Origin of the sequence: Pseudomonas bohemica (genome assembly GCF_002934685.1) — a bacterium.
GTDB lineage: Bacteria > Pseudomonadota > Gammaproteobacteria > Pseudomonadales > Pseudomonadaceae > Aquipseudomonas > Aquipseudomonas bohemica.
The window spans coordinates 1-12,533 of sequence record NZ_NKHL01000104.1 but is presented as its reverse complement, the minus strand read 5'-3'; the positions used below and the strand labels follow the sequence as shown (position 1 = coordinate 12,533).

Below are 12,533 nucleotides of genomic sequence, written 5' to 3'. Positions count from 1 at the left end.
TTATGCTGAGCAAAAGAATTCGTACATTCCTGATCTTCGGCGTGCTGGCGCTGCTGCTCGCGGCGGCCGGCTACTGGAATATCAGCCCGGAAAGCTTCATGGACCAGCCAAAGGCTGCCGTCGATGAGAGCGCCATTGACTACTACGCGATGAACGCCCACAGCATTCAGTACCTGCCCGACGGCGCGATGCAGTACGACATGACCGCCGACAAGGTCGAGCATCTGAAGGCCACCGACGTCACGCTGATGACCACTCCCGTGCTGCAGATGTTTCGCGGCTCGGAGTTTCCTTGGCACGTCCAGAGCGTGCGCGCCGAGGTGTCGCCCGGTGGTGACCACGTCGAGCTGATCGATCAGGTTCGCATCAACCGCACTGACGAAAAGAAACGCACCACCATCATCACCAGCACCCGCATGACTGTCTTCCCTCAGAAGCAATATGCGGAAACCGCTCAACCCGTTAGAATCGACGGCTTCAACGGCGTGAGCACCGGTACGGGTATGAAAGCCTATCTAAAAGAAAGCAGGATACACCTGCTATCGAACGCAAGAGGACAGTATGAGGCTCCTTAAAACCCTCCCTATTTTGCTCGGCCTGGGCGCAGCACTGGGAAGCGTGAGCGCCTGGGCTCTGCCGAACGATCAGGATCAGCCTATCCGTGTTCAGGCGGACGATGCTCAACTGGACGACAAGCAAGGTATCGCGACCTACACAGGCAACGTTGTCATCACTCAAGGCTCGATGAAGGTCACCGGCAACAAGGTGACCATGACGCGCACGCCCCAAGGCGACATCGACGTCGTGACCTCGGTAGGTAACCTGGCCTACTTCGAGCAACTGCAGACTGCCGGCGACCCGAAACCCGTTCAGGGCTGGGGCGTGACGATCCAGTACCATGCGCCGCAAAACCGGATCGTACTGATCGACAAGGCCAAGGTGATCGACAAGGACAACAACACCACCCAGGGCGAGAAGATCGTCTATGACACAGTCAGGAAGCTGGCCAGTGCCGGACGTGCCACAGGCAGCAAGGTCACTGAGGCTCGCCCACGTGTCGATATGGTGATCCAGCCGAAAAAGAAAACCGACCAGCAGAAGGCCCAGTAATGGCGACGCTGAAAGCCCAACACCTGGCCAAGGCCTATAAAAGCCGACAGGTCGTACGCGACGTCAGCCTGTCCATCGACAGCGGTCAGATTGTTGGCCTGCTGGGTCCCAACGGTGCCGGCAAGACCACCTGCTTCTATATGATCGTCGGCCTGGTTCAAGCCGACCAGGGCCGCGTGCTGATCGACGATCAGGACGTCAGCCACCAGCCCATGCACGGTCGCGCCCGCGCCGGTATCGGCTATCTGCCGCAAGAAGCCTCCATCTTCCGCAAACTGTCGGTGTCGGACAACATAATGGCCATCCTCGAGACCCGCAAGGAACTCGACCGCGCCGGACGCCGCAAGGAGCTGGAAAGCCTGCTGCAGGAATTCCACATCACGCACATCCGCGACAACCTCGGCATGAGCCTGTCCGGCGGTGAACGCCGCCGTGTAGAAATCGCGCGAGCCCTGGCGACATCGCCGAAGTTCATCCTGCTGGACGAGCCCTTTGCCGGCGTCGACCCGATCTCCGTGGGCGATATCAAGCAAATCATCTACCATCTCAAGGCTAAGGGCATCGGCGTCCTGATCACCGACCACAACGTCCGTGAGACCCTCGACATCTGCGAAACTGCCTACATTGTCAATGACGGGCAGCTGATCGCAGAGGGCGACGCCGAAACCATCCTGGCCAACCAGTTGGTGAAGGAAGTGTATCTCGGCCACGAGTTCCGCCTGTAAACAGGACGATGACAAGGGGTTGGCCGGCGATCGCAACATACGCCTCATCGCCAACCTCGCAATAATTGTCATCACACCCTAGGCAAACACTCAGGTTTCAGGCATATAATTTGCTTAAGTTGGCGCCCAGGCGCCCTAGTAGTGGATGGCGCGCATGTGCGCCGGCGAATAAGGTGTTAAGCCCCTGTCATGAAACCTTCGCTAGTCTTGAGAATGGGCCAGCAGCTGACGATGACGCCGCAGCTGCAACAGGCCATCCGCTTACTCCAACTGTCGACACTGGATCTCCAACAGGAAATTCAGGAGGCACTGGAGTCCAATCCTATGCTGGAGCGCCAGGAAGAGGGCGACGACTTCGACAACGTCGATCCCATGGCCGACAACATCGAGCAAAAGCCCAATCCCGACGTTCAGGAACCCACGTATCAGGAAGCTGCCCCCACGGTCGATAATCTGGAAGACGGCGAATGGAGCGAGCGCATTCCCAATGAATTGCCTGTGGACACCGCTTGGGAAGACATCTATCAGACCAGCGCCAGCAGCCTGCCCAGCAACGATGATGACGAGTGGGACTTCACCACCCGCACATCGGTCGGCGAGAGTCTGCAAAGCCACCTGCTCTGGCAGCTGAACCTGGCGCCGATGTCCGATACCGATCGCCTGATCGCGGTTACGCTCATCGACTGCATCAACAATCAGGGTTACCTCGACGAATCGCTTGAGGAGTTGCTGGACGCCTTCGACCCGGAGCTCGACATCGAACTTGATGAAATCGAGGCCGTGCTGCACCGCATCCAGCAATTCGAACCTGCCGGTGTCGGCGCCCGCACCCTTAGCGAATGCCTGCTGCTGCAACTGCGTCAGCTCCCCGCCAAGACCAAATGGCTCGCCGAAGCACAGCGACTGGTCAGCGATTACATCGACCTGCTCGGCAGCCGCGACTACGCGCAACTGATGCGTCGCATGAAGATCAAGGAAGACGACCTGCGCCAGGTCATCGAGCTGGTGCAGAGCCTCAATCCGCGCCCGGGCTCACAGATCGAGTCCAGCGAAGCCGAATACGTCGTTCCCGATGTAATCGTGCGCAAAGACAACGAACGCTGGCTGGTCGAACTCAATCAGGAGGCCGTGCCGCGCCTGCGCGTCAACCCGCAGTATGCCGGCTTCGTGCGCCGTGCCGACACCAGCGCCGACAACACTTTCATGCGCAACCAGCTGCAGGAAGCGCGCTGGTTCATCAAAAGCCTGCAAAGCCGCAACGAAACTCTGATGAAAGTCGCCACGCAGATCGTCGAGCATCAACGGGGCTTCCTCGAATACGGCGACGAGGCGATGAAACCCTTGGTGTTGCATGACATCGCCGAGGCGGTGGGCATGCACGAATCGACGATTTCCCGCGTCACCACGCAAAAATTCATGCATACCCCCCGTGGCATTTACGAACTGAAGTATTTTTTTTCCAGCCACGTCAGCACCTCCGAAGGCGGCGAATGCTCGTCCACCGCCATCCGCGCGATCATCAAAAAACTGGTTGCCGCGGAAAATCAGAAAAAGCCGTTGAGTGACAGCAAGATCGCTGGTTTACTGGAGGCACAAGGCATTCAAGTGGCCCGTCGCACAGTCGCCAAATACCGCGAGTCTCTAGGGATAGCGCCATCCAGCGAACGCAAGCGGCTGATGTAGAGGTTACAGGCCACAGCGTTCCAGTGGCAGGCACCCAAGCCTGCATCTTAATGCATTGGCAACGAAGGAGAAGCTGTATGCAAGTCAACATCAGTGGACACCAACTGGAAGTGACCAAGCCCCTGCGCGAGTACATCGAGCTGAAGCTGAAAAAGCTCGAAGGGCATTTTGACAAGATTACGAACGTGCAGGTGACGATGGCCGTCGAGAAGCTCAAACAGAAGATCGAGGCCACCCTGCATATCCACGGTGGAGAGGTGGTTGCCAATGCCGAACATGACGATATGTACGCGGCGATCGACCTGCTCACTGACAAGCTGGACAGACAATTGCTCAAGCATAAGGAAAAGCAGCAAAGCATCCTCAAAGGTGCGGCAGCTCGCTGACATTCCCCATCCATGATCCGACTTGAAAACATCCTGACCCCTGGCCGTTCCCTCGTGAACGTGCCAGGCGCCAGTAAAAAAGCCGTCCTCGAAGAGATTGCCAAGCTGATCGGGCAACAAGTGCCCGAATTCGAACGGCAAACCGTCTACGAAAGCCTTATCGCCCGCGAAAAACTCGGTTCCACCGGATTTGGCAACGGAATTGCGATCCCACATTGCCGACTCCGGGGCTGTACTTCGCCCGTGAGCGCGGTGTTGCACCTGGAACGGCCAGTCGATTTCGACGCCATCGACGGCGCGCCGGTAGACCTGCTTTTCGTATTGCTCGTTCCGGAGGCCGCCACCGACGCCCATCTGGAGCTGTTGCGCCAGATCGCCAGCATGCTGGACCGCTCCGACGTCCGCACCAGGCTGCGTGATGCCAGGAACAGCGAAGAGCTATACAACGTCGTACTCGACGCTCAGACCGGTCACTGATCATGCGCATGATCATCGTCAGCGGTCGCTCCGGCTCTGGCAAGAGTACGGCCCTCGATGTTCTCGAAGACAGCGGATTCTACTGCGTCGATAACCTGCCGGCTGGCTTGCTCCCCGAGCTTGCGGAACGCGCGCTGATCAACACCGAACTCGCTGAGCCGCTGTTGGCGGTGTCCATCGACGCTCGCAACCTGCCCAGCCACCTGACGCGTTTTCCGCGAATGCTCGAAGAGGTTCGTGATCGACATATCCAGTGCGATGTTCTGTTTCTGGATGCCGATGAAGCTACGCTGCTCAAGCGCTTTTCCGAAACACGTCGCCGCCATCCACTGAGCAATGCCACTCGCTCGCTGGCAGAGGCGATTCGTGACGAAAAAACGCTGCTCGGGCCGATCATCGACCTGGCCGACCTGACTATCGACACGACCCATCTGAACCTCTATCAGTTGCGCGACACCCTCAAATTGCGCCTGCTGAACAAACCCGAGCCCGGCACGGCCTTCCTGATTGAGTCCTTCGGCTTCAAACGCGGCATGCCTGTGGACGCGGACCTGGTTTTCGACGTGCGCTGCCTGCCCAATCCCTACTGGAAGCCCGAACTGCGCGAGCAATCCGGGCTCGACCAGCCGGTGGCGGACTATCTGGCGGCCCAGCCTGATGTCGAGGAGATGTTTCAGGACATCTCTTCATACCTTACCAAGTGGCTTCCACGCTTCGCCGCCAGCAACCGCGCTTACGTCACCATTGCCATTGGCTGCACCGGCGGGCATCACCGCTCCGTCTACCTGACCGAACGCCTGGGTCAGGTCCTGCAACAATCGCTCAAGAATGTTCAGGTCCGCCACCGCGACCTAAGCTGAAAGGATCCCCAACGCGATGCCCGCTCACCAGATCACCATCATCAACAAGCTGGGCCTGCACGCCCGCGCCGCAGCCAAGTTCGTCGGCGTCGCTGGCAGACACCCCTGCCAGATCCGTGTCGGCCGCTCGCCTGACAGCATGGTCGACGGCAAAAGCATCATGGCCGTGATGATGCTCGCCGCCGGCAAAGGCACCGAACTTCATCTGCTGACCGAAGGCGAGCAGGAAGAGAAAGCATTGGAAGACTTGATCGAGCTGATCAACAACCGGTTTGACGAGGGGGAGTGAGCCACTGCCAGCCCCAATTCCCAGCTGTTACCCTCCAACTCCCGAAAACGACCGCTTTGCCCAACTCGTAGGCATAAAAAAACGCCAGACAATGCTGGCGTTTCTGCGAGTCAGTCAGGCTGAATCAATTTAACTGACTCAGCCTGGCCAAGTCAGCTCGCGCGGCGGACAGTGTCACGCAGGGCTTTTACTTTGTCGTGGTTCGCTTTTACGCCACGCAGCTGATTGTCGATCAAGCTGGTCACGCTAACAGGCAGATTTTTCTCTTTCGCCTTCTGCGACGCGTCATTGTAAGCCTTCAGCGCGTGGTCTTCACCGCGCTCGACTTCGTTCAGCACAGCTTCATCGCTTTTGCCGGTCACGGCAGCCTTCAGTTCTACCCAGAGACGATGCAGGCCACCCGTTGCGCTGGATGAGTCATCGGGATTGCCGCCCAAGGTGCGAACCTGAGCTTGCAACTCGGCTACGGCTGTCTTGCACTCGGACGAGCGGGAAAGGAAGTACGCCTTGATTTCAGGGTTTTTGATATCTTCAGCGGCGGTGTGAAAGCCTTTCTCGCCGTCAATGCTGGTCTCGATCAGATCATTGAGTACCGAGATCGCTTCTTTATTGATATCTGTCATTTTGCAGTTCCTTTCTGGCAGGTTAATCGAATAGTGGGTGTAACTACACTCGATAGCATTAGTGTTGCAGCGTGCGTGCCAGTTTTTGCAAACAAATAATTACTTATATTTCAACTAGTTATGCGTATCAAGATACAGACATACCTCGCTTTCTGCATGATCTTTGCGTTTGCATACATGCAAAATGCACGTATCGTTCAAGTTCACTCGAAACGATCAAAGGCGGCTCGATGAATTCTGAAAAGCTCAAACTTTTGGTACTGCGTGAAATGCCTTACGGCAAATACCAGGGTCGTCTCCTCGCCGACCTGCCCGGTGACTACCTGAACTGGTTTGCGCGCAAGGGATTTCCCGACGGGGAGTTGGGCAAGCTGTTGGCCCTGATGCACGAGATCGATCACAACGGCCTTTCCGCGCTATTGGATCCGCTGCGCAGCAAACCTCGCGTCCCCTTGCGAGAAAGCCCTTCGAAAGCCCAAATACGTTTTTCCTGACCCACTTTCCTACCCCTAACAAGGCAAGCAACCTGATGACCAGCGTTCACCCTGCTGTAAAGGAATCGGCAACCGAACGTGCCCGCGACGAAGCCTTCTGGCGGGACGTCGCGCTGCAATACGACGTCGAGCCCGGCCCGATAAACTTCGAGCATGGGTATTTCGGGCGCATGACTCGAGAAGTGCTGCGCACTTACGAACAACATCTGGCGTACGTGAACCGTAGCAACTCAGTGTACGTGCGCCAGCGCTTCGATACCGAAGACAGCGAGGTGATCCGCGCCGACCTGGCTCAGTTGCTCGAGGTTCCCAGCCGGGAAATCGCTCTCACCCGTTGCGCCTCGGAGTCGCTGCAAACGCTGATCCGCAACTACAATGCGCTGCAACCTGGCGACCAAGTGCTGATCAGCGATCTGGACTACAACAGCGTTCAGACCGCCACGCGCTGGCTGGCGAAGAATCGCGGGGTCGAGGTGATCGAGATCCGCCACGTGCACCCGGCCAGCTATGAATCGCTGCTCAAGACCTATCGCGATGCGTTTGCCGCACATCCTCGACTGAAGTTGATGGCACTCACCCATGTCACCCATCGCACCGGCCTTGTGATGCCTGTTGAGGCGATCGCAACGCTGGCCACGGCCCATGGCGTCGATGTGATTCTTGATGGCGCTCACGCTCTCGGGCAGCTGGATTTCAAGTTGGGAGAGCTGGGCGTGGCATTCGCCGGCTTCAATCTGCAGAAATGGATGGGGGCGCCGCTGAGCCTGGGCTTCGTTTACGTGAAACAGGAGCGGCTATCATCCATCGACCCCGACATGGGCGATGCCCGCTTTGCGCCTGACGACATTCTGGGACGCGCTCCTTATGGCACTCCCAACATTCCCGCGCTGATGACACTGACCAAAGTATTCGAAGAACACAGAGCAATCGGCGGATCTGCCGTAAAAGGTGCGCGCCTGGCGTATCTGCGGGACCTGTGGGTTAGTGAAGCTCGTGGCATGGAAGGGATCGAAGTATTGACCCCGGATGATCCGCTCCTGTATTGCGGGATCACGTCATTGCGTTTCACGCGCCACGATGACCAACCACTCATGGCCCAACGACTACTCGATGAACACGGGATTTTTACGGTCGCCAGAGAGGGTGCGGCATGCGGGCCGTGTATTCGTATCACGCCTGGTTTCGTCACCTCTGCTGAAGATGTCTTGCGCCTGACTGAAGCGCTACGCGCATCGGCCTGAGCTTTTGGGAGCGCTGGAAATGCAAAAAAAGCGGCGACCGTCGAAACGGCGCCGCTAAAGCTTCATGGAAAAGCGAACTGCAAAGGAAGTTTGAAGATACGCGCATCGATGGGTACGAGTGCGGTACATATATATTGCGCATAGGGAAATCAGCATCTAGCGACGAATTTCTTTAGCTGTACGGCTTGCCGGCGGTGACTTCCATGAGATCGCCACCGCTGCCAAGCCGTGCTGCTCAGGGCCAACACCCCGTCCCGTCGCTCCAGTGCCAAAATTCGGGCAAAAAAAACGGCGTTCCTGACCAAGGGAACACCGTTAAACAGCCATGCAACAACGACTTCTGTAGCAGCGCCCCAGCGCTTGATCCATCAGCTTCGAGACGATTAAAACAGCTTCCCCATGAACGGGAGCTGTCGAGGATCAATCAAAGGGGGCCTTTGACAATGCCTCAGTCGAACAGCGCGATCGCCTCGGCGGTCGCGTCGGTGATGCGACCCCAGTCGCCACTCTTGACCCAGGCGTTGTCGATCATCCACGTGCCGCCGACACACATCACGTTTGGCAGCGCCATGTAGCTTTTAAGGTTGGCTGCGCTTACGCCGCCAGTCGGGCAGAAACGCACTTCCGGGAATGGGCCGCCCAGCGCTTTGATTGCGCCGACGCCGCCGCTGATTTCCGCCGGGAACAGCTTGAAGCGGCGATAGCCCAAGGCATATCCGATCATGATTTCCGACGCGCTGCTGATCCCCGGCAGCAGTGGCAGTTCACTCTGCGCAGCGGCCTCCAGCAAATCCTGGGTGCTGCCAGGGGTGACGATGAACTGCGAACCGGCCTCTTCCGCCGCCTTGAGCATGTGGCGGTCGAGGATGGTACCAGCGCCGATGCACAGCTCAGGGCGTGCGTCACGCAGGATGCGAATGGCCTTCAGACCGAATTCGGAACGCAGAGTGATTTCCAGCGCGTTCAGGCCGCCTGCCGCCAGCGCATCGGCCAGCGGCAGCACGTCCTGTTCGCGTGCGATGGTGATGACCGGCAAAATCTTGGCTTTCGCGCAGAGTTCGTCGATCTGGGCAATTTTGCTCGCCATGCTATTGAACGGCTGTTTCACGTGGGTATTTTCCATGGCGGCTGATCCTTTGCTTATGGGCACCAGTAGATCTCTAAAGACGAGTTGAGGAACGCACGCACCGGCATTTCGGCGAGGTCGTCGCCAGCCAGCGCCTTGCGCAGGGTTTCCAGTTTGGCCTGCCCGGAAATGGACAGGATCGGGGTCGTGGCCGACGCCAACAGGGAGCGCGTCATGGTCAGACGTTGATGAGGTGTGGTCGGCGCCAGCATCGGCAGACAGCGACGTTCACTGTTCAGGTCCAGTGCTTCAGCCAGGTTCGGACTGTTGGGGAACAGCGAGGCCGTGTGACCATCGTCACCCATGCCCAGCACCAGCACGTCGATTTTCGGTAATTCCTTGAGCGCTTCGTCGGTAGCGGCAGCGGCTTCGTCCAGCGTTGTGGTTGGACGGTACAGGCTGAAGAAACCGGCTTTTTGCGCCGGCCCCTGAAGCAGATAACGCTTGAGCAGGCCGGCATTGCTGTCGGCGTGCTCGGTCGGCACCCAGCGCTCGTCGGCCAGACTGATGGCCACTTTCGACCATTCGATCGGTTTCTGCGCCAACGCCTGGAAGAAGGCGACCGGGCTCTTGCCGCCGGACACTACCAACGTCGCCACGCCGTGTGGATTGCTGGCAATAGCCGCGCTCAGACGCTCGGCTACATGGTCGGCCAGTGCGTTGGCCAGCCGTTCGGGGTTATCGAATTCCAGGGCGTGCAAGCCAGCCGGAAATTCAAGTTCACATATCGCCATACCAGGACCTCCCGTCACGAGTAATGAGCGCAATGGAACTCATGGGGCCCCAAGAGCCCGCTGCGTAAGGTTTGGGCGCATCGCCCGCCTTCTTCCAGCCGGCAATCAGCTGGTCGCACCATTGCCACGCATACTCGATCTCATCTTTGCGGACAAACAAGTTCTGATTGCCACGCATGACCTCCAACAACAACCGCTCGTAGGCGTCCGGGATGCGGGCGCTGCGGTAGGCGTCGGAGAAGCTCAGTTGCAAGGGGTTGCTGCGCAATTGCATGCCTTTATCCAGCCCCTGATCCTTGGTCATCACTTGCAGCGAGATGCCTTCGTCAGGCTGCAGACGGATGATCAGGCGGTTGCTGATCTGCATCCGTTGTTCGGGGGCGAAGATGTAGTGCGGCGGTTCCTTGAAGTGGATCACGATCTGCGACAGTTTCTGCGGCATGCGCTTGCCGGTACGCAGATAGAACGGAACCCCTGCCCAACGCCAATTACGGATATCGGCACGAATGGCAACGAACGTTTCGGTGTCGCTCTGGGTGTTGGAGTTTTCCTCTTCCAGATAACCGGGAACCGGTTTACCTTCGCTGTAACCGGCGATGTATTGCCCGCGCACCACTTGGGTCGCCAGGCGCTCCGGGGTGAACGGCGCCAGCGCCTTGAGCACCTTTACCTTTTCATCGCGGATGCTGTCTGCGGACAGATCGCTCGGCGGGTCCATCGCAATCAGGCACAGCAGCTGCAACAGGTGATTCTGGATCATGTCGCGCAGCTGACCGGCCTGATCGAAATAGCCCCAACGGCCTTCGATCCCTACTTTCTCCGCCACAGTAATCTCGACGTGGGAAATGTAGTTCTGGTTCCATTGGGTTTCGAACAGGCTGTTGGCGAAACGCAGCGCGATGAGGTTCTGTACGGTGTCTTTGCCCAGGTAGTGGTCGATGCGGTAGACGCGGTTTTCCGGCAGGAACCTGGCCACGGCGTCGTTGACCCGTTGCGACGACGCCAGGTCGTGGCCGATCGGCTTCTCGAGCACCGCGCGGGTGCGATCGGTCAGGCCGACCAGTGCAAGGTTTTCACAGATCGCGCCGTACACCGACGCCGGTGTGGCGAAGTAGGCGATCATGGTTTGCGCGTCGCCCACTTCTTCAGCTAGGGCGACGTAATCTTCACCCTTGAGGAAATCCACGTGCAGGTAGTTCAGGCGCGCCTGAAAACGCTCCACGTGTTCGGTTTCAAGTTGGGAATCAGGGACAAAGCGACGCAGGCTCTTGTCGATGTAAGCCAAGTGCTCCTGAGGAGTACCCGGCTCGCGGGCCAGGGCAAGGATTCGGGTCTCGGCATGCAGCAGTCCAGCACGGTCCAGCTGGTACAACGCAGGAAACAGTTTGCGCACGGCCAGGTCGCCCAAGGCGCCGAACAAGGCAAAAGTGCACGGTTCAACCGTAATCGAGAGCATAATGTTGGTTCTTTTATCAAGTTAGGCTACAAATACCTTTTTTAAAGGCGTTACTCAAGGCCATATGTAGTAATAACCACAACATTTCGTCAAAAAGCACATTACAGTGGTGATCACCACAGGCCCTCAGTACGATAGGCCACCTTTGCTACAGGCTAAAGGCCGGTTGAGCACCTTTTGCATAAATGCTCGCAGATCAGCCTGTTACAGCTTCACGAGAAGGACTTTGAATGGACCGCGTACGCAATCTTCTGGAGCAGATCCAGAGTCGTCTTGCCGAACTGAACAAGGCCGAGCGCAAGGTCGCCGAGGTGATTCTGAGCAATCCTCAGCAGGCCACCCGCTTCAGCATCGCCGCGCTGGCGCAGGCCGCCAAGGTCAGCGAGCCGACGGTCAACCGCTTCTGTCGCTCGTTCGATGTCAGCGGTTACCCGGAACTCAAATTGCAACTGGCGCAGAGTCTGGCCAGCGGCGCTGCTTACGTCAGCCGCGCAGTGGAAGCCGATGACAACCCGGAAGCCTACACCCGCAAGATTTTCGCCAGCGCCATCGCGTCGCTGGACAGCGTCTGCCAGGTGCTTGATCCAAATCTGATCAGCAAGGCCGTCGATCTGTTGATCCAGGCGCGGCAGATCCACTTCTTCGGCCTCGGCGCGTCGGCTCCGGTAGCGTTAGATGCACAGCACAAATTCTTTCGCTTCAATCTGGCGGTGACGGCCCATGCCGATGTGCTAATGCAGCGCATGCTGGCCTCCGTGGCGCATACGGGGGAGCTGTTCGTGATCATTTCCTACACCGGCCGGACCCGCGAGTTGGTGGAAGTGGCACGCCTGGCTCGCGAGAATGGCGCGTCGGTGCTGGGTCTGACAGCCGCCGACTCGCCTCTGGCCAAGGCCAGCACGCTGAGCCTGAACATCCCGCTACCGGAAGACACCGACATTTATATGCCGATGACCTCGCGGATCATTCAGCTGACCGTGCTCGATGTGCTTGCGACCGGCATGACTCTGCGCCGTGGCGTGGACTTCCAGCCGCACCTGCGCAAGATCAAGGAAAGCCTCAATGCCAGCCGGTATCCGGTCGATGATGAGTTGAATTGAGTTTTGCGCTGCCAACGCAAGAAAGGCTCACGCGTTCCCTGTGGGGGTGAGGTTTCTTTCGAAAGGGCATTCCTCCGGCGCAAGATTCTCTGAGGCTGACACGCTGCATTCGTTAGCGAGCTCACTCTCACAGACCAGAATTTTGATTCACTGTCCCGTCCTGAATAAGGTTTACACCTTCTGACCTTTCCTCAGGAGGAACCAATGGATTCGGGAAAAAGGCGCAGTC

Annotated in this window: 15 protein-coding genes; 11 read left to right on the top strand and 4 right to left on the bottom strand. The window is 58.1% G+C overall.

The window, feature by feature from the left end; translation table 11 throughout:
* Nucleotides 1–2 precede the first annotated feature (2 nt).
* From lptC to CE491_RS11490, 8 genes are all read left to right on the top strand, one after another.
* Nucleotides 3–575, top strand: coding sequence for an LPS export ABC transporter periplasmic protein LptC (lptC, locus tag CE491_RS11525; RefSeq protein WP_110948478.1), 573 nt, complete (start codon nt 3–5; stop codon nt 573–575).
* A complete protein-coding gene (lptA, locus tag CE491_RS11520) occupies nt 562–1,110 on the top strand; it encodes a lipopolysaccharide transport periplasmic protein LptA (RefSeq protein WP_110948477.1) in 549 nt (182 codons plus the stop codon). Before lptC ends, lptA begins: the two co-directional genes overlap by 14 nt.
* Nucleotides 1,110–1,835 carry an LPS export ABC transporter ATP-binding protein gene (gene lptB, locus CE491_RS11515; protein WP_110948476.1) on the top strand — a complete coding sequence of 242 codons (726 nt, stop codon included), beginning with the start codon at nt 1,110–1,112 and terminating at the stop codon, nt 1,833–1,835. The genes lptA and lptB overlap by 1 nt, the downstream gene beginning before the upstream one ends.
* A 189-nt stretch (nt 1,836–2,024) precedes the next feature.
* Nucleotides 2,025–3,518 carry an RNA polymerase factor sigma-54 gene (locus tag CE491_RS11510; protein ID WP_110948475.1) on the top strand — a complete coding sequence of 498 codons (1,494 nt, stop codon included), beginning with the start codon at nt 2,025–2,027 and terminating at the stop codon, nt 3,516–3,518.
* Nucleotides 3,519–3,595: 77 nt separating this feature from the next.
* Nucleotides 3,596–3,904 (top strand): ribosome hibernation-promoting factor, HPF/YfiA family, encoded by a 309-nt coding sequence (gene hpf / locus CE491_RS11505; RefSeq protein ID WP_062384329.1) that lies wholly within the window; start codon nt 3,596–3,598, stop codon nt 3,902–3,904.
* Between the two features lie 12 nt (nt 3,905–3,916).
* On the top strand, nt 3,917–4,381 hold the full coding sequence (gene ptsN, locus CE491_RS11500) for a PTS IIA-like nitrogen regulatory protein PtsN (protein ID WP_110948474.1): 465 nt from the start codon (nt 3,917–3,919) through the stop codon (nt 4,379–4,381).
* Between the two features lie 2 nt (nt 4,382–4,383).
* Nucleotides 4,384–5,241 carry an RNase adapter RapZ gene (gene rapZ / locus CE491_RS11495; RefSeq protein WP_110948473.1) on the top strand — a complete coding sequence of 286 codons (858 nt, stop codon included), beginning with the start codon at nt 4,384–4,386 and terminating at the stop codon, nt 5,239–5,241.
* Nucleotides 5,242–5,257: 16 nt separating this feature from the next.
* Nucleotides 5,258–5,530 carry an HPr family phosphocarrier protein gene (locus CE491_RS11490; protein ID WP_110948472.1) on the top strand — a complete coding sequence of 91 codons (273 nt, stop codon included), beginning with the start codon at nt 5,258–5,260 and terminating at the stop codon, nt 5,528–5,530.
* A gap of 152 nt (nt 5,531–5,682) precedes the next feature.
* Here CE491_RS11490 and CE491_RS11485 read toward each other — a convergent pair whose 3' ends face one another.
* A complete protein-coding gene (locus CE491_RS11485) occupies nt 5,683–6,153 on the bottom strand; it encodes a PA2169 family four-helix-bundle protein (protein ID WP_110948471.1) in 471 nt (156 codons plus the stop codon).
* Nucleotides 6,154–6,383: 230 nt separating this feature from the next.
* Between CE491_RS11485 and CE491_RS11480 the strand changes: the two genes are divergently transcribed.
* Both CE491_RS11480 and CE491_RS11475 read left to right on the top strand, forming a co-directional pair.
* On the top strand, nt 6,384–6,647 hold the full coding sequence (locus CE491_RS11480; protein ID WP_110948470.1) for a DUF3820 family protein: 264 nt from the start codon (nt 6,384–6,386) through the stop codon (nt 6,645–6,647).
* 35 nt (nt 6,648–6,682) lie between these two features.
* Nucleotides 6,683–7,888, top strand: coding sequence for an aminotransferase class V-fold PLP-dependent enzyme (locus CE491_RS11475; protein WP_110948469.1), 1,206 nt, complete (start codon nt 6,683–6,685; stop codon nt 7,886–7,888).
* 448 nt (nt 7,889–8,336) lie between these two features.
* On the opposite strand, the gene CE491_RS11470 is transcribed toward CE491_RS11475, so the two are convergent.
* From CE491_RS11470 to zwf, 3 genes are read right to left on the bottom strand one after another with little or no spacing between them, the layout of a single operon-like run.
* Nucleotides 8,337–9,011, bottom strand: coding sequence for a bifunctional 4-hydroxy-2-oxoglutarate aldolase/2-dehydro-3-deoxy-phosphogluconate aldolase (locus CE491_RS11470; protein ID WP_110948468.1), 675 nt, complete (start codon nt 9,009–9,011; stop codon nt 8,337–8,339).
* A gap of 17 nt (nt 9,012–9,028) precedes the next feature.
* The gene (gene pgl / locus CE491_RS11465) at nt 9,029–9,748 is read right to left on the bottom strand and encodes a 6-phosphogluconolactonase (protein ID WP_110948467.1); all 720 of its coding nucleotides are present in this window, start codon (nt 9,746–9,748) and stop codon (nt 9,029–9,031) included.
* A complete protein-coding gene (zwf, locus tag CE491_RS11460; protein ID WP_110948466.1) occupies nt 9,735–11,204 on the bottom strand; it encodes a glucose-6-phosphate dehydrogenase in 1,470 nt (489 codons plus the stop codon). The genes pgl and zwf overlap by 14 nt, the downstream gene beginning before the upstream one ends.
* A 230-nt stretch (nt 11,205–11,434) precedes the next feature.
* On the opposite strand from zwf, the gene CE491_RS11455 reads away from it, so the two are divergent.
* Nucleotides 11,435–12,304, top strand: a complete 870-nt coding sequence (locus CE491_RS11455) for a MurR/RpiR family transcriptional regulator (RefSeq protein WP_110948465.1) — start codon at nt 11,435–11,437, stop codon at nt 12,302–12,304.
* Nucleotides 12,305–12,533 lie beyond the last annotated feature (229 nt).